The 16,807-nt window shown below is 66.6% G+C and carries 15 protein-coding genes and 1 pseudogene; 5 read left to right on the top strand and 11 right to left on the bottom strand.

The features are described 5' to 3' along the window. Positions 1-176: 176 nt before the first annotated feature. Both P1P70_RS45700 and P1P70_RS06950 read right to left on the bottom strand, forming a co-directional pair. Positions 177-524, bottom strand: a complete 348-nt coding sequence (locus P1P70_RS45700) for a DUF2399 domain-containing protein (RefSeq protein ID WP_413471428.1) — start codon at positions 522-524, stop codon at positions 177-179. 411 nt (positions 525-935) lie between these two features. Then, positions 936-1,877: a DUF6615 family protein gene (locus P1P70_RS06950; RefSeq protein WP_319235464.1), complete on the bottom strand. Its 942-nt coding sequence runs from the start codon at positions 1,875-1,877 to the stop codon at positions 936-938. A gap of 84 nt (positions 1,878-1,961) precedes the next feature. Between P1P70_RS06950 and istA the strand changes: the two genes are divergently transcribed. From istA to P1P70_RS06935, 3 genes are read left to right on the top strand one after another with little or no spacing between them, the layout of a single operon-like run. Continuing rightward, a complete protein-coding gene (gene istA, locus P1P70_RS06945) occupies positions 1,962-3,608 on the top strand; it encodes an IS21 family transposase (RefSeq protein ID WP_413471427.1) in 1,647 nt (548 codons plus the stop codon). Beyond that, positions 3,605-4,474, top strand: a complete 870-nt coding sequence (istB, locus tag P1P70_RS06940; protein WP_319235462.1) for an IS21-like element helper ATPase IstB — start codon at positions 3,605-3,607, stop codon at positions 4,472-4,474. Before istA ends, istB begins: the two co-directional genes overlap by 4 nt. Beyond that, entirely contained in the window at positions 4,368-4,736 is a 369-nt protein-coding gene (locus P1P70_RS06935; RefSeq protein WP_239758281.1) for a barstar family protein, read from the top strand. Before istB ends, P1P70_RS06935 begins: the two co-directional genes overlap by 107 nt. Before the next feature lie 13 nt (positions 4,737-4,749). Here P1P70_RS06935 and P1P70_RS06930 read toward each other — a convergent pair whose 3' ends face one another. The 3 genes from P1P70_RS06930 to P1P70_RS06920 form a co-directional block, all read right to left on the bottom strand. Next, the gene (locus tag P1P70_RS06930) at positions 4,750-5,799 is read right to left on the bottom strand and encodes a hypothetical protein (RefSeq protein ID WP_319235460.1); all 1,050 of its coding nucleotides are present in this window, start codon (positions 5,797-5,799) and stop codon (positions 4,750-4,752) included. A 588-nt stretch (positions 5,800-6,387) separates the two neighbouring features. Further along, a complete protein-coding gene (locus P1P70_RS06925; protein WP_239758277.1) occupies positions 6,388-6,702 on the bottom strand; it encodes a helix-turn-helix domain-containing protein in 315 nt (104 codons plus the stop codon). Continuing rightward, a complete protein-coding gene (locus P1P70_RS06920; RefSeq protein WP_319235457.1) occupies positions 6,699-7,763 on the bottom strand; it encodes a tyrosine-type recombinase/integrase in 1,065 nt (354 codons plus the stop codon). The genes P1P70_RS06925 and P1P70_RS06920 overlap by 4 nt, the downstream gene beginning before the upstream one ends. Positions 7,764-7,908: 145 nt before the next feature. On the opposite strand from P1P70_RS06920, the pseudogene P1P70_RS06915 reads away from it, so the two are divergent. Further along, positions 7,909-8,055 (top strand): annotated as a pseudogene (locus P1P70_RS06915) (ATP-binding protein); the annotation flags it as partial. 52 nt (positions 8,056-8,107) lie between these two features. On the opposite strand, the gene P1P70_RS06910 reads toward P1P70_RS06915, so the two are convergent. The 6 genes from P1P70_RS06910 to P1P70_RS06885 form a co-directional block, all read right to left on the bottom strand. After that, the gene (locus tag P1P70_RS06910; protein ID WP_319235455.1) at positions 8,108-8,503 is read right to left on the bottom strand and encodes a GNAT family N-acetyltransferase; all 396 of its coding nucleotides are present in this window, start codon (positions 8,501-8,503) and stop codon (positions 8,108-8,110) included. 593 nt (positions 8,504-9,096) lie between these two features. Further along, on the bottom strand, positions 9,097-10,296 hold the full coding sequence (locus tag P1P70_RS06905) for a hypothetical protein (protein WP_319235453.1): 1,200 nt from the start codon (positions 10,294-10,296) through the stop codon (positions 9,097-9,099). A gap of 355 nt (positions 10,297-10,651) precedes the next feature. Further along, a complete protein-coding gene (locus P1P70_RS06900) occupies positions 10,652-11,602 on the bottom strand; it encodes an RNA-binding protein (RefSeq protein ID WP_319235451.1) in 951 nt (316 codons plus the stop codon). 91 nt (positions 11,603-11,693) lie between these two features. After that, a complete protein-coding gene (locus P1P70_RS06895) occupies positions 11,694-11,969 on the bottom strand; it encodes a hypothetical protein (protein ID WP_319235449.1) in 276 nt (91 codons plus the stop codon). A gap of 296 nt (positions 11,970-12,265) precedes the next feature. Beyond that, positions 12,266-13,996 (bottom strand): SIR2 family protein, encoded by a 1,731-nt coding sequence (locus tag P1P70_RS06890; protein ID WP_319235447.1) that lies wholly within the window; start codon positions 13,994-13,996, stop codon positions 12,266-12,268. Positions 13,997-14,123: 127 nt separating this feature from the next. After that, positions 14,124-15,239, bottom strand: a complete 1,116-nt coding sequence (locus P1P70_RS06885) for a hypothetical protein (RefSeq protein WP_319235445.1) — start codon at positions 15,237-15,239, stop codon at positions 14,124-14,126. Positions 15,240-15,469: 230 nt separating this feature from the next. Here P1P70_RS06885 and P1P70_RS06880 point away from each other — a divergent pair, with 230 nt between their 5' ends. Next, entirely contained in the window at positions 15,470-16,699 is a 1,230-nt protein-coding gene (locus tag P1P70_RS06880) for a hypothetical protein (protein WP_319235443.1), read from the top strand. The last annotated feature ends 108 nt before the right edge of the window (positions 16,700-16,807 follow it).

Raw genomic sequence — 16,807 nt, 5'->3', positions numbered from 1 at the left:
ACTACGCCGAGCAGGCGACGGCCGAACCGACGAACCTGAAACCCCGTCAACCCTCACTGACCAGCTGATCAGCACCTCTCGCGCAACGGGGGAACCTCAACCCGTTGGATAGCTCGTGCTCCTGCGGGTGGTCCGAAGCGGGCGCGGCTGCGGGCTGTCTGGGGCGGGGCAGGGGGTCATCGGCGCTCTGTCCCAGAATCAGGTCCAGGATTGCGGGGTTCTCCTGGTAGATGCGGGGCACTGCCCGGTTCGCTGCAGGAGCGTTGGTGTGGGCCTGCCGGCGCCCTGCTGACGTGTCGGTGGATGACGTGGTCCATGCCGGTGATGGTGGCGGTGTAGCGGCTGCTGACGATGCGGGCGATGTCGTGGCCCCAGGAATCCAGGTCTCCTGCGTAGGTGATGGGCACTCCGGAGTCATGGGCCAGGTTGAGCAGGACGTGGTCGATCGCGGTGAGGGTTCCGGAGGTGCAGGCGATCGGTTTCCTGACGTGGCGCTTGACCCTCCCCGCCTCGCCACAGACCAAATGCCCCTCGTGGTGGAACCCCTCTTTGATCGACGAAGCGCTCGAGCACCACCGCTGTACCCGCGATCGCAGCGGCAGAAGCTACGTTAGAGATAACTACTGACAATCAACGCAAATCGAACCCAGGCCCGTCGACGAAGTGAGTTCTCGATTACTGCTCCCGTGAAGCCAGTTCTCTGCCACACGGCCGCCCGGCCGGGCACGGACCGCCGGCGAGGACGGAACGGACCGGGCCCGCCCCTGTGACTGAGCGCCGCACCTGCCCAGTCTGGCCAGGCACGGCGCTCAGCTAGGTGCACCAGCGCGAACCAGGTCGTTGAGCGCAGCCGGCACACCAGCTGCGAGACGCTTCCGAGGGTTTGACCGGCCCTCGCAAAGCGGAGCTCCGGTGGCTTCAGCGGCAGCCCTCTGTTACTTCCGCTTGCGTGCCCGCTTCGGCTTCCGCTCAACGATCACCGTCTGAGGCGCGGCAGGCGCCTCGTCCTCAGAAGCCGGCTCAAAGCGACCCGGGATGCTCCTGCGCATCGCCTCGACGTACGGCGGAAGCTCGAAGGTCCGCTGGTCTCGATCGATCGGGATCTCTCCGAGGTGCCCCGAGGCGTCCAGTGCCCCGCGGGCGCCACCTCGCCGGGTGAGCACATCAAGCGTGCCGTGGACACGGTCAACCCAGTCACCGCGGTCCAACCTGGGGTGCCAGCGTTCCTCCCCTCGCCTGGAGTCCCAGGGCGGGAACCCAAAGGCGTACGACCAGGGGACGGCCGCTGACAGGTACCTCTGCACGCGGAATCTGGCAGCGGCCGGTGCGGCGATGTCGCTGTCGCCGAGCTTCTTGACGTCCAGGGTAGAGATGATGGCGCAGCCGTAGTGGCGAGGCTCGGCGTGCTTGCAGTCCTTGTACGAACTCAGCCCTGGGCAGGCGTTCCACCGGGCCGGCGGCGCCCAGTACGTTCCTTCCTCGAAAGTACCCTCGGGCCAGCCGTTATAGAAGACGTGAAACGCGTAGCGGGCCTGATCAGGGTTACATCCCTTGATTAACGTGTCGTACTGGAACGCGTCTTCGCCTGCCCCACGGTGCTTCAGCATCCGGTAGGTGTTGTCCTCGTAGACGCGCTTGGCCTGGATGCGAAGGCAGATCCACCCCGCCTGGTCGTCTCCAATCCACCACTCCCAGTCAGCGCCCGAATTCCGCTCTTGCACCTGGCTGCTTTGGTAAGTCAGCAATCCAGGGACTTGGTTCTGGAGCGTGAAGAGCAGGATGTCCGTGACAGCCGTCTCGTCGAACCTGCGCCCGGTGGCTTTATTCACGAGTAGTGCCGTCAGTTGTTCACGGGTTTGGGAGGCACCCAGATCCACGGTCGGGTGATGTTCACGAGTTTTGACAGCACCGGGGTACTTGCCAGGGCAGCATCGGGGTGCTCCTGGTGAAAGGTCCTGGTCATGCCGCAGATGTCCAAGGTCGAGCTGTACGCGGCGATCCGGCGTGACCACCGTGCCGGCATGAAGATGCGCGAGCTTGAGCGCAAGTACAACGTGTCGTGGAGGACGGTCAAGAAGGCCGTGGACTCGGTCTGGCCGGAGCCCCGGAAGAAGCTGCCGCCGCGGCCAACTGCGCTGGATCCGTACAAGCCGGTGGTCGACGAGATGCTGCGGACGGACCTTGACGCGCCACGCAAGCAGCGCCATACGATCACGCGGATCTTCCACCGGCTCATCGAGGAGCACGGCGCCGATGTGTCCTACCAGATGGTCCGCCGCTATGTCTCCGACCGGAAGCCGGAGATCCTCGCGGCCTCGGGCAAGGCCCCGGTGGAAGCGTTCGTGCCGCAGACCCATCTGCCGGGCCACGAGGCGGAGGTCGACTTCGGCGACGTGACCGTGCGCCTGGCCGGCGAGCTGGTGACCTGCTATTTGTTCTCGCTCCGCTTGTCTTACTCGGGCAAGGCCGTCCACCGGGTCTTCGCCTCCTGCGGCCAGGAAGCCTTCTTCGAAGGGCACGTGCACGCGCTTCGCACGCTGGGTGGTGTCCCGCGAAGCAAGATCCGTTACGACAACTTGAAGTCGGCCGTCGCCCAGGTGCTGGGGCTGAACCGGGCCCGGGTGGAGACCGACCGGTGGATCGCCTTCCGCTCGCACTTCAACATCGAGAGCTTCTACTGCCGCCCTGGCATCGAAGGCGCCCACGAGAAGGGCGGAGTCGAAGGGATGATCGGCTACTTCCGCCGCAACCACTTCACACCAGTCCCGGAAGTCGACTCCCTCGCAGAGCTGAACGAGATGGTCGACCAGTGGGACCTGCACGACGGGCATCGCCGGATCGGCTCACGGCCGCGGACCGTCGACGAGTACTTCGCCGTCGAGCAGCCGCTACTGGTGCCGTTGCCGGATGAGCCGTTCGAGACCGGCCGGCTGTTCACGCCACGGGTCGACCGCTACAGCCAGATCGCCGTCCGCACCAACCGCTACTCGGTCCCGACCCGCCTTATCGGCAAGCGGGTGCGAGTCGTCCTGCACGCCTCTCACCTGGTGGTTTACGACAGAAACGTCGAGGTGGCCCGCCACGAGAGGCTGATCGCGAAGGGCAGCTGCCGCCTGGACCTGGACCACTACCTCGAAGCCCTGATCCGCAAGCCCGGCGCCTTCCCCGGTGCCACGGCACTGGAACAGGCCCGGTCAGCGGGCAAGTTCACCCCGGTCCACGACGCCTGGTGGGCACAGGCCCGCAAGGTTCACGGCGAGCGGGACGGCACCCGGGCGTTGATCGAGGTCCTGCTGCTGAACCGGCACCTCGCCCACGAGCACGTGGTCGCTGGCCTGGCCACCGCGCTGCGGGCCGGCGCCCTGACCGCCGACGCGGTCGCCCTGGAGGCCCGCAAGGCCGCCCAGACGGAGGACGAGCCAACCATCGGCGCATCCATCCCGGCGCTTCCTGGGCAGACGCCGGCCACCGTCACGTCACTGCACGAGTGGCGCCTCGCGCACCTCCCACCGGACACCAGACCACTGCCGTCGGTGACCCCCTATGACCAACTGCTCCGACGCCGCCGCACCAGCGGCAGCGAACACCGTGAGGGAGAAGCCCAGTGACCCTGCCCCGCCAGCGAGGCTTGACCGAGCAGGCCGCCGACGCCGCGATCGACACCGCCTGTCGCTTGCTGCGGCTGCCCTCGATCCGCAACGAGTTCAACGACATCGCCGACCGGGCGGTCAAGGACCAGATGACCTACCGCGGCTTCCTCGCCGAACTGCTGATGACCGAGTGCGACGACCGGGCACGCCGCCGCTCGGAACGACGGATCAAAGCAGCGGGCTTCCCACGGGAGAAGTCACTTCGGGCCTTCGACTTCGACGCCAACCCGAACATCGACGCGGCCACCGTCCACACGCTCGCCAGCTGCGAATGGATCAAGAAGAGCCAGCCGCTCTGCCTGATCGGCGACTCCGGAACCGGCAAGTCCCACATGCTCATCGCCCTGGGCACCGAGGCCGCCATGAAGGGCTACCGAGTCCGCTACACGCTGGCCACGAAGCTGGTCAACGAGCTGGTCGAGGCCGCCGACGAGAAGCAGCTCAACAAGACCATCGCCCGCTACGGCCGCGTCGATCTCCTCTGCATCGACGAACTCGGCTACATGGAACTCGACCGCCACGGCGCCGAGCTGCTGTTCCAGGTGCTGACCGAGCGGGAGGAGAAGAACAGCGTCGCCATCGCCTCCAACGAGTCCTTCGGCAAAGCGCACACGTTCCGGCGAACCCGTGCGAGGTGCTGCCTGAACAGCACGGGTTCAAAACGAATGGGCAGGCCGCCGGGTTGGACGTACTCTGCGGGCTGTGACAGTGAGATATGTGCTGGACGGCAGCCAGGTCAGGTCGCTGGAGGACTTCTGGCGGGTCGCTGGCGAGAGCATCGGCTGCGGCGGTTACTTCGGCCGGAACCTCGATGCATTCGCTGACTGCCTCCGCGGCGGCTTCGGGACACCGGACGATGGCGACTTCATGATCGAATGGCGTGACCACGAAGCCTCCCGCCAGCATCTCGGGCACCCCGAGACTGCCCGGCAGCTCGAGATGTGGCTCGCCCGCTGTCATCCGACGAACAAGGAACACATGGCCGCCCGGCTGGCGGAAGCCCGCGCCGGCCGTGGCCCGACCGCCTTCGACTGGCTGGTCGAGATCATTGAAGAGGAACTTCCGGGCGGCCTGCGCCTTTCTTAGCCAGGCCGACTGGTCACGGAGCCGGCAGACGGCCCTCGTCGACGTGGTCGGCGAGATAGATCAGGGTGGCCTGCGGGTCCATTCCGAACGCGGCGGCGACGAGCTTGGGGTCCATCGTGTTCACCATGTCGACAAGGCGGGTGCTGCGGATCATCCGGGGCGGGAAGCCGCAGTCGTCGAGGACGTGGGAGAGGTAGGCGGTGGAGGCCGGGCTTCGCCCGGCCTTTGTCCCTTTGGTGACTACGACGTGTGGGTTGTCGGTCCGCCATGCCTGGCGATGGTCCAGGCAGCGCTGAAGCACTGTCCATGAGGCGGGATCGAGCGGGACAGGATGGGGCCGCTTGCCGAGCCGGACCGTTTGGGCCTGCTGGTCCACGTCGTTGACCTGCAGCATCCGGGCCTCCGAGCTGGAGGCACCATGCAGCAGAGCGAGCATCCCCACGACTGCCTCGTGGGGATGGACCTCCTCGTTGGTCGTCCAGCGGCGGAAGAGACAGCGCTGCTGGTCGAGGGTGAGGGTCCTGCCGCGGAAACCCTTTGAGCTCTTGGAGGTCATGTTCCGGGTCGGATCGATCAGCACGATGTGCTGGGCACGGGCGAAGCGGAAGAACTGGCCCAGCACGACCAGCCGGCGCTTGCGTGCTTTGGGCAAGGTGGCCAGGAACGCTTCGACGTCGTGAACATCGACGAGGGCCCAGTCGTTCTTGTTCCGCTGGCTGATCAGGAAGAGCGCCAGGTCACGCAGGATGGTCAGAGCTGTTTCCAGAGTGTGGTTGCTGCGGGGGCGGGTGCCGGCCCGCCGGGCCCGCTGCTGGGCCCGCATCCGGAAGGCGTCGAAGGCGATGACGGCCTGCTGCAGCGGTTCGGGGACCGCGTCGATGCGGCGTCTGCGTCGGCCGACCGCGAGTCGTTCGGCCTGGTCAGTGGGCAGGGCCAGGCCATGGAGGGTGAAAAAGTCCTCGAGTGCACGGGCGAACGAGCCCATCGACCGCCCTGGCCTGCGGGACCGCTCCAACAGCGCCTGGGGCGAGTTGGAGTGCTCGTCTCCCAGGAGTCGGCCCAAGTCGGTGACGAAGCCGCAGGCCCTGGAGACGCAGTGGGTGCCCGCAACATGGGCGATGAAGGTATCGAGCCACTCCGGCGGGTCGGCGAGTTGGTCTCGGAGGTGTTCACCGCGGATGAAGGGGCGGCCGGGATGCTTCTGCCAGCATGCTGAGCACAGCCCGAGTCCGGCATGCCGCCGCACCTGGCCGCACTCGCGACAGGTCCGCGGTGGCTGTTTGTCTTGGCGGGGCCGGGAACAGTGGCCGCACCAGCCGGTGTCTTCTCGCAGATAGCCGGGCCTGCCGCAGCGGGGACACACCTGCTGGGCCGCGATCTGCTCGGCTTTGCGGCGGCAGTCCCGGCACAGCCGGGTGTGGGACGCACGGACTGGATGGCCGCATTCGTCGCAGACGCGGGAGCACGTGATGCACCGGCCGGTGTCCTGCTGGAGAACGCGAGCCTTGCCGCAGGCCGGGCATGTCGCCTTGGCCGCCTGTTCCTCGATCCGGCGCCGGCATCGGCAACAGTGCAGGCGGTCGAGATATCCGACGGGAGCCCCGCAGGTGACGCAGTCTCGTTGCCTCTTGCCCATCGTGCTCTCCGCTGGTCACAGGGGTGGCATGGACCGGCCCCTGGCTGAGGCGGCTGGCGGAAGGTCGGCGACCGGCCGGGGTGGTGCAATGGGTCGCTCGACGGGGGTGGTGTCGACCTCGATCAGGTCGTTAGGGGTGCACTCCAGCGCGGTGCACAACGCGGCCAGCGTGGTCATCTTCATCTGCGAGGGCTCCTTGGTAAACAGGGCGGACACCGACGCCGAGGACAGCTCCAGGCCGGCCTTCTCGGCCAGGAGCCGCCGCAGTTCCGTCCCGGTCCACACCTCGCGCTGGGCTGCGGCCATCCGCAGCCGCCATCGGATCTTCATGCCGTGGTGTCCTTCCCCGTCAGCTCGGCCAGCGTGCTGGCGACCGCCCGCTGATACGCGTCCTCGATGAAGGTCGCGGAGGGCCGGACATATCGCATGGTCGAGCTGACCGTCCAGTGACCGAGCATTTGCTGGATCGCCACCAGGTCGACGCCGCGTTCGTAGTTGTGCGTCGCGCAGGCCCGCCGCAGCGCATGCGGGCTGAACCGCTCGTCCGCCGGCCGTCCTTCCAGCTGCATGAGATACCGCAGCCGGTTGCGGATCGTCCCGCGGTGCAGGGGGCCGCCGGACTCGTCGGCGAACAGCACCGGCGAGTTGGGGAACTTGGGCCGTACGTCTTCCAGGAACCACCGCAGCACGAGGTCGAGACCGTCGAGCATGGGAACCCAGCGAGGGCGAGGCCCGGAGGTGTGGGCGCCTTTGCCGAAACGGACATGCAGCTTGCCGAACGGGCCACGGGTGAAGTGCGCGTCCGGCTTTTCCAGCAGCGAGGCTTCTTCCGAGCGGAGCCCGGCGTGATACAGCGTCCGGAACATCGCATAGTCACGGGCCGCGGGTCCGTACTTCCGGGCGGTGGCGATCCGCTGCTTCATGAAGTCGAAGAACTCGGCCACCCTTTCGGGTGTCGGCGGCGGAAGCAGAGCCGGGGACTCGTCGCCGACATGCCGCGAAGCGTTGAACTCGTCGACCGGGCAGACCAGCCGGACGCCGAACGCGGCCTCGATCTCGGCCGCCTTACGGGCCTGCAGGAACCGGTGGAAGCCCTTGAAGATCTGCACGTACTCCCGCCGGGTCGAGGTCTTGCGGCCCTGGACCGAGAGGTCACCGACGACGCGGTCGATGTCCTCGGGCGTCACGTCCCACGCGGGTCGGCCGAGCGCCGTGAGCGTCCGCTCCAGCAGCCCGATGTCGTTGTCGATGGTCACCGGGCTGAACCCGCGGGCCCTCCACGAAGCGACGAACGCGTCGACACACGCCGCCTGGAACTGCCACGGATCCGTCGTCAGCGGCGTCTGCGGGACGGCCCCGCCCGCGATGACCTGCAGTCTCGCCTCGGCCACCGGCACACCTTCCTCGCACCTGAACGGTCAAGGCAGCACCTTGAAAATCAGGCTGCCACCGCGAGAACCAACGAGGACCGCAGGAACGGGAAACGGCCAGGTGGCAGCGGCAACCCGTGTGAGGGAACAAATGCCAGCCCCAGATGGCTGGACCAAGACCTTCACCGATCCCCGCCTCTGCGCGGCCATCGTCGACCGTCTCACCTTCAACGGCACGATCATCGAGACCGGCACCGACTCCTACCGCCTCGCCAGCACCCGGGCCCGAGCCGAAGAGCACATCGCCAGCTGAAGATCTTCCCTCCCGGTCTCCGGACACATCCCCAGGGCCGGGAGGCCCAAGGTCACAAGGCGATCAGCCCTGCCGCCGTCTCTCTAAAGCCGCAGGCATCGAAGTAGAACGATCGCAAGTGCTCTTCGAAGTCGACATGCAGCCACTCACACCCTGCAGCACGGCATCCCTCAGCAGCCGCCTTGACCAGCGCGGCTCCCACCCCGTTCGAACGATTGCGCTGAGCTACGACCGTGTCCAGGACGAACGCATGGACGCCGCCGTCCCAGGCGACGTTAACGAAGCCGACCAAACGATCATCCTCCCAGGCGCAGACCCAGCCGAGGCTGTGACGTTGAAGCCTTGCACGCCAGTCCGTCTGCCCGACCGGATGATCGAACCCTTCGGCATGCAGCTTGTTGAGAGCTGAGTTGTCGACGTCGCCTCGCCACTCATACGTGATCGTCATGATCCGAACCTAGCGACCACACGGAGCCGGACTGCAGGGCGGGCCGACTCACCTACTCTCGGCTGCCGTCAAAACTGCTGAACAACGAACGCGCCGAAGATCGGTAAGTGCTGCTCAAACTCATCGACAACTGCTGTCGCAACTAACGAACGAAGCCAGCCCGGGAAGACGCCCGAACTCGATGCGTCCCCAGGTCTCTATCGCTGCCGTGTCCATGGCAGTGCACAGGTCTCGGAGACTTTCTATCGCCATAGTCGCACTCTTCCATGTTGGAGCGATCAGCGCGGAACGTTGCGTGAGTTGGACGGCGCGCTCGGCCCCCGCACACGTCTGAGGGGGACCTCGGTGGCCACCTACAGCGTTCGGTCACAGCTGTGACTGAACGCCGCACCTGGCCCAGATGGACAGCCTCGGTGCTCAGGACTCCGACCCGGGAGAACCGGAGAAGACGCCGCCATCAGTGATGTGCCGACCGTCCACAGGTGCCCAACAGACCGGCTCTCGGCAACCACGGAGCGGGCCTGGCGATCAACCGGATCCCGTCGCCCCACCTCGGCTCGACACCGCCCACGGACACCGCGGCAACCGCCGTTTTACAGTTTCCTACTACTCGGCCGCATTTTTTTGATGATCTCCTCCAAGGATTCACCCTCGGGTGATCTATTGATCGCCTCTACGTCATCATCCTCTTGGGAAATCCGTGACTTGCGACCCTCTTCGGACACAAGAACAGTTGCGCTCCACCCTTGGTGTCGCCGATCGTAAGCATGAGGGCTGAACGTGGCGAGAATCACCTGAAATGCCCATTGGGATGATTCGAACAAATCCAGGATCTCCATCTCAATGGCTGGATGCAGGCAAGCGAACGGCTCGTCAAGAACTAGAATCGTCGGTTCTGCGCGAGCTTGCAGTTCAGCGAAAGCCGCGAGCACATAGAACGGAAAAATCCGGCTTCGCTCCGCCGCTCGCCACCCTCGGCAATATGTGACGCTGATGGAACCATCACTGTTCAGAGATACGCCGGATATCACATCAGGCAGGAGACTCGGAAGGCTGGCTACGACGGTTCTAGCCGTCCATGGATCGACACCCAGGAAATCAGCTACACCGCTGACGGTGGGCGACTCCATTACGAAGGATTGCGTGCCGAAAGACCAGACTCTGTAGGGGCGAGGAGGGAGCGGGACTCTCCTGTCGTCCACCTGGTATTCCAGCACTTCACCGCGCACATCCACCGCCGCCCGACGAAGAGCCGGGTCAAACCAGGTGATCGCACATGACAGGTCGGCCGGATATTTGACAGACGCTGCATCCATGAGCAGTTGCGGCGAAGTCAGACATCTCAACAGATGGAATAGACGGGTCTTTCCCGAGCCGTTCATCCCGAAAAGCAGATTAAGCTTCGAAAGTCGAATGACGCCCGGCGTGAAGAGGTAATGACTCATGACTTCAAGCGACTGCACCCAGCCAAAAGGCTGAACATGTCCTCCCTGCTCAAGGCGCGTCCGATTCTCATGCAGATCTTTCCAGCTTCGAAGCAGAGACTCTGAATAGAATTTTCCTGCGTTCGCATCGACAAGGCGACCGCAACTTGCGCACATCCAGATCCCGTTTGATATAGCAGAGCGAACCTTGTCCGGCAGGCCGCCGGTTCCCCGCGGGCCGCCTGCCGCTGCGGCAAAAATATGGGCAGCCGTGCCGGTATCCGAGACACCCTCAGCTCCAGCGCCTGGGCCGATCGTCAAAGCGCCGCACTGGGGATTGGAGCAGCGGAATCCTGCGCGCTGGGCCAACCTCAGACGAGTTTCCTTGCTGAAGTCGGCCCTCTGCCCACGGCCATGGCCTCCTGACGACACCCGCTGTCCCCCCTCATCTCGCTCCCGAAGACCGTTCACGTGTCCGTTAGACCCCCTGCGCGCGTGACGGAACCCCTTGCCGTCGCGCAACCGCCTCCAGCTATAGATTGGCGCTGCCCCGATGTACAGGCAACAACGACTCGACCCCAAGGTTCGCCAACGTGAACGCCCTCCACTACCCTGCCAGGCCAGATGCCGCGCTCGCCCATAGCTGTGACTGAGCGCGATATCTGGCGTGGCAGGACAGCTTCGATGCACAGCGCCTGCTGGCTCGCCCGACGCGCGAACCGGGTCACCACCGGGCGCGCAGTACGCCGTCGCTGTCCGGGAGGGCAGCACAGAGCAGCGGGTGGTGTTCGGCGAGGGACAGGGGCAGCGCGCAGGCGGCTCGGGCATCGGCCACGTGGGCGCTGAGTTCCTCGTAATCGGTGTCGTCGACGATCGCGTGGCTGATTGTGCCGTCCTGCGCCTCCCAGACGAACTCGATGGATTCCTCCTGAGGCAATGCAGCGAGGACGGCGCCGACGTCCGGAGTCAGGTCGGGCCAGACGGTCAGCAAAGCGCGCGGGCCGAGACCAGCGCGCACTGTGTCGAGGTTCTCCGGCGTGATTCGGTGCCAGCGTGCGGCGTTGCGAACGTAGCTTTCCTCGAGGAGCAACGCATGTCGTGAGGCCAGCGCGGTGTGCACGCGTATCCAGAAGTGCTCGTCGGCTGGCTCCGTCACTTCCGCTTCGTCGACCTTGGCCGCGTAGGGCGAGGCCGTAAGCGGTTCCGGGAAGAGGCCGAGTTCCCGCGTACGGGCCACGGCCTCCGCGCAGGGCCGGTCGCTGCCCACATACATGTACTGGTCCCACCCGACATGCACAGTGAACAAATCCCCCACCTCCAGTCGGCACCAAGCACCTTGGTCGCGGAGCATCGCTCGGACCAGTTCCAGGGCGACCGGAAGGGAGACCTCGGCCCCATCGTGGTAGCCGGTGAGGTCGGGCGGGAAGAGCCTACCGAGGCCGTGCCCCACAACTGAGGGCTCCCCGCCGAAGTGGACGAAGCCCGTGACCGCAGGGTCGCGGATCTCCAGCCGGTCGATGCCCGCGTCCTCCGCGAAGGCGGCCACCGCCGCAAGGTACGCCGCTTCGACGGGCCCGTAATCGCTGATCGTGCCCTCGGTGCCGGTGTAGTGACCGTGCTCGTCGCGGCCGGCGGGGTCGTATTTAGTGATCCGATGGACGAAGGCCGGCGGCACGCTACTCCTCGGACGGGGCGGAAGGAGTGCCCAGCGTAGATCCCGGCCCCGCTTCTCCGACCGGGGGAAGGCAGTCCCCGCATCGACGGGTTCAAGGCCCGACGGTCGTCTCGTCAGGAGCGGTGAGTCTTGTCGAGAAAGGCGCCTCGGTCGCGGCGGCGATTTCGGCGATGCGTTGAAGTGCGTCCTGGTAGGCGTCCGCGTTGCCCGGCATCTTCTGCCAGGCGCGGATGGTGACGGTTGCGGACTGGAGGGCGCCGGGGGTGATGCCGAGGTAGCGGGCAGCTGCAGCGCGGGGGCCACCGCGGGTCATCTGGACGAGGCGGATCGCGGCGTCTCGACGCAGTTGGGCTGCGGGCCCGTTCAATTCGCGGTCCGGCCCGTGGACTCGCTCCCGACAGACTGGGACAGGGAGTCCAGAGCGAGAGATAGGGGGAAAGTGCGTCACCGCCGTCACCGCGGCGAGAGCGTCCGGAAGAACAGCGGGTCAAAGCTGGTCCGTGAGGTCGACGTGCGTCATCGTGCCCGGCTTTCCTCATCAGCCGGTCGGCGGCATCGGGCGCTCGGAGAGGAGGGGAGCCGTGGGTTCCTACACTCGCCTGGCCCGATGGTCGGCCTGTCCCTGTCACGGGCTGGCGCAGGAGGGCAGCGAACGGATTGGGGCTATTCCGCTCCCCACGCGAGGCGTGTGGCCCATCTGTTGAAGTCTTCCAGGAACCGTTCCTGGGCGTCCTTCAGCTTGGCGATGTCGCCTTCGCAGAACCCCTCTGCCAGCAGTGGGTGCCCTTCGGGGGAACGGGTGAGCTGCCGTTCCAGCCATGCGGCGGCGAGGGGCTGGTAAGCGTCCATCCCTCCCGTCCGGCGCATGTGGGGAGCTCCGTCCAGGCTGTGTCCTGCGCTGTACACGGCGATGAGCCGCAGGAGTTCGAAGCGTTCCCAGGCATCGGTGTAGGCGGTCGGGCTGAGGGCCAGGTGTTCGGTGAAGACGGAGCGAAGCTGCTGGTAGAGCTGCTCGGAAGCGTTTCGTTGGGCGAGCACGCTGCCTGGGCCGAGGAGGACCGCGACCGGAACCGCAGGACGGCCGTTCGTGTAGGGGTCCGGTGTGTGGGGTTCGGTGAGGATGCGGGCCAGAGTTCGCCATCGTTCAGCGGCGAGGGCGGCCACCCCTGCCGCGTGGGTGACCATGGCGGCGGGAGCACGGACGAGGTTGAGGAGGGAGGTCGAGCCGCCGTCGCGGCTGGGTTCCGCGAGCTGTTCGATGTCGGTGATCCACCAGCGGTCGGTTTCGTCGCTGCCCCAGTAGGCGCAGGTGGCCACCAGGGCGAGCAGGCGCTCGGTCTCGGCGCGGAGCGTGTCGAGGCGGTGGCCGTACTCGGCTGGTTCGTCGGCTACGTTCCAGGGGCCTTGGCGCAGGGGGAGGTTGGTGATGCGAGTGAACTCCCTGCCGAGGGTGTCGTGCAGCGAGATGGCCTGCCGGGTGCCGGCGAGGGCGCGTTTGGCGGACGCCACGGCGATGGCGGTGCTGACGGGGTGTTCGCGTGCGATGTCGTTGAGCGCGGCGACGGCGTCGGCGGTCTGCGCGAAGAAGGTGTCGGCGTCCGCGGTCACGTAGGTGGCGGCCCTGCGGGTCAGCAGTTCGTGGGCTGCTTCGGACAGCGGACGGGGGTCGGTCCAGAAGGTGGCGAAGCGGCGCGTGGTGCAGCGGGACAGGGCGTTGCGCAGGGCGGGGTCGTAGGTGGCGGACCAGCCGGCGATGGCCAGGCCGTACTCGTCAAATACGCGGTCGAGCAGCGCATCGACCTGAGGGTGGTAGTGCTTGAGTTCGTCGGGGGTGTTGAGCATGCTGGTGGGGTTGAGGTAGTCGCCGTGTACATGGACGACCAGGCACTTGACGATGTGGAGCGGGGCCAGACCAGCGGCGTCGTCGGGGTGGGCCACCACGGTGGGCTCGATGCCGGCCTCGCGCAGGGCGGTCTCGGCGAGCCGGTCGAAGTTGGTGGTCAGCACGATGCGGACGATGCCGGCGTCGGCGAGCCGGGCGATGGCGTGGTGGGCGGCCGTGGGCCGTTTGCGTCCTTCTTCCCGTTCCTGCTCGTCGGGCTCGAAGTAGGAGCGCAGCAGTATCTGGCGCTCGTAGGGGGTGCTGGTGAGGGTGTCCAGGAGTGTGTCGTAGGTGGCGGGATGGCCGAACCGTTGCCGGTACCAGGCGTGCGGATCGCCGGTCTCCTCGATGTTCTCCGCAGCAGCAACGCGGCGGATGAGGTCCTGCTGGACATCCCACGCGGAGGGCATGCCCGAGGCGATGGAGGCGCCGGCGCCGAGGAGCACGGCGTAGGCGCCGGGTGCGGCGTGCATGGCGAACGCGAGCTGGACGTGCGGTTCCATCATCTCCATCAACAGTCTCCGGGCATCGGCACGGCAAGGTGCCAGTTACCGGTCGGCCTGGCCCACCCCTACTTTACGTCAGAAGGACGAGAAGCGGGTGCGGGGTCCCTGTCCGCCCCATCGCGCCGAGGGGGCGTCAGCGGTATTCACGCAGCCGTGTGAGGAACTGCCGGACGAGCGCGTCAAGATCGGCGTCCGCGCTGGTCTCCTCGACCAGGATGCGTTCGATGTGAACTATCCCGCTGTTGCGCCAGTGCCGGTCGCGCGTGGTGTCCGCGCCGAAGCGTCCCCTGTGGTGGGGTCCGTCGACCTCGATGATCCCCACCCTGCCGGCGACAGTGACGAGGAAGTCCGGCGTCCAGGCGTTGCCGACACCGACGCGTCCCATCGGCAGCGGGAAGATGGAGATGGTGGACTCCTCGGGCAGCGCCGCCTGCGCCCTCTTCAGCGCCTCGTAGACGAGCACTTCCTCGCGGGAGTCAAAGACGAAGCCTTCCTTGCTGAGCCCGGGGGCAACTCCTTTGAGGCGGGTCCTCGAGGCCTGGTTGGACGCCGCTCCCTTGGCCAGCCGCTCCTGCAGTATCCGCCGCCAGTCGTCACCGATGTCGGGAAGCGCCGGCGCGGCGGTGACCCCGCCGATCTCCAGACCATGCCGTCCTGCCACATGCTCGAACACCGGCTGGATGGCTGCGGTCACATTCTCGGTGAACCGGGGAACGAGATAGGGCGGCACGATGAGCACAGCGTCCTGCCAGTCACCGAACCGGTTGCCAGGGACCAGTTCCACGTCCTCGACGTCCGCCAGCAGTGCCGCGGCCTGGCTGTTGCCCTGCTCATGCATGAGGAACGCGGTCTGGGCCAGGGCGCGATGCAGTGCGTGTGTCGCTGCTTCGGTTGGCTCGCTTGAGGTTTCAGAGGTGGTGACGGCGACGGACACCCGCACCTCCGTCGCCGGGTCTTCCGGCGCGGAGCGCGGAAGGGCCAGCGGCGCCCCTCCCTCCACCACCAGTTCGACGGCAGGCCGGGCATGGAGCACCTGGTCAAGGGCTTCGTCCAGCACGTCGTAGCCGCCCGAGTTAACGAGGTTGTCGTATATGGCCTTGTTCGGCGCGCTCAGCGTCAGGGTGGCGCCGTCGTAGAAGAGCACCTCCGTGTGCTGCTCCAGCAGAATCCAGGTGAACCGTCGCCGGTTCTTGACCGCTTCCAGCACGTGCGGCCAGAACTCCTGCATGCCTGCCGTCATATCCGCCATAACGCCTCCTGTGCGCTGCCCAACCAGCAGGGTAGAGGCAGGCACTGACAACCAACGGCGGACCTTCACCCGCTGCGTAGAGACACGGCCGCCCTCCCACCGCACCATGTGACCTCCCGGACAATCCCGGGCATCATCCCCGAGTCCGGACACGGCCAGCGTCGGGGCCTCGGGGGGCGCGTACAGTCGCGGGGGACGCAGCAGCATCAAGTCCGCACGTACCTTCGGAGATGGTCACGTTGGTGTCGGGACGGCCGGTAGACCCGGAAGAAGCACGCCAGTTGATGCTGCGTAACGGGTGCAGGCCTAATACCGCGTTCACCAAGGCCAAGGACCCCTGGCCGAGCACGTGCGAACGCTGCGGTGCAGACATCGATCCGACCTACGACAGCATCGCCTCCAAGGTACGAAGGTTCGGTGACGCACCACGCGGCTGCAGGGACTGCGCAGACCGCGCGCTGGCCGAGAGGTTCCGGCTGGACGAGGCGGAACTCGCCAAGACGATCGCCCTGGCCAATATCAAGCCGCTCGAGCCGTACATGAACAACAACAGCCGGATGGAGAGCATTTGCCTCAACGAGGACTGTCCGCGCGAGGGCAGACCGATCAAGGTGCTGATCAAAGCGGTCCGGCGGGGTGCCATGGCCTGCAAGTACTGCGCCCGGCGGGCGATCCACCCCGAGGAGGCCGTGGCCATCATGCGGCAGAAGGGCCGTGTGGAGCCCGCCACCGCCTACGTCCGGGTGGATGATCCGTGGCCAGGCACCTGCCTGCGCTGCCAGCAGCGGGTGCGGCCCCGCCTGCACGACGTGATCCAGGGCCAGGGAGCGTGCCTGCACTGCGCTCCGAACACGCCGCTGACCAAGCAGCAGGCGTGGGAGCGCGCGGTCGCCTACCGGTTTCGTCCAGGTAATCCGGAGGCCTTCAAGAACACCAACACCCCGTGGGCAGGTACCTGTCTGAACTGCCACGGTCCGGTGAACCCGTCTCTGGGCAACCTCTACCGCGGGCAGGGAGCCTGCAACTCCCGTAGCTGCAAGGTCACCGGTTTCAAGGACAGCGAGCCGGGGCTCGTCTATCTGCTGCGGCGGTCGTCCGATCCCGCCATGGCGAAGGTCGGCATCTGCGAAGATGCCGCGCGCAATACGCGGTTGCAGGTCCACGCGCGCAATGGCTGGGAGGTCGTCTACACCCGGTCATTCAGAGTGGGGCTGCATGCGCGGCTGGTGGAGGGGGCCGTCAAACGGCTGTGGTTTGACGAGCGTGGTTGGAAGAACGGGGCGGCCCGTGGGGAGCAGTGGAGTGACGGCTACACGGAGACGGTGCTCCTCGATGACGCGGAGCGCGGCGAGCCATGGACTCTCGTGACGAGTCTGGCGCTGTGGACGGACGTCCTGGGCGAGGCCCAGCGGCTGGGCTTCGACCTGGACGAGCAGCGGCTGGAGGCGCCCGCGCATTGACCGGAATGGGCGGCGGTCCGTCCTGCGCCCGTGGCCCGTCCGGCTCACCGGATGCGCGCAGTGTTGCGCCGGGCTCTCCCGTCGTCGCAGCGCCCCGCGCTGTGGCAG

This window comes from Streptomyces sp. MB09-02B, assembly GCF_033794485.1.
GTDB lineage: Bacteria > Actinomycetota > Actinomycetes > Streptomycetales > Streptomycetaceae > Streptomyces.
Note: the sequence above shows the minus strand (reverse complement) of the source record. Positions and strands in the feature narration are given on the sequence as shown.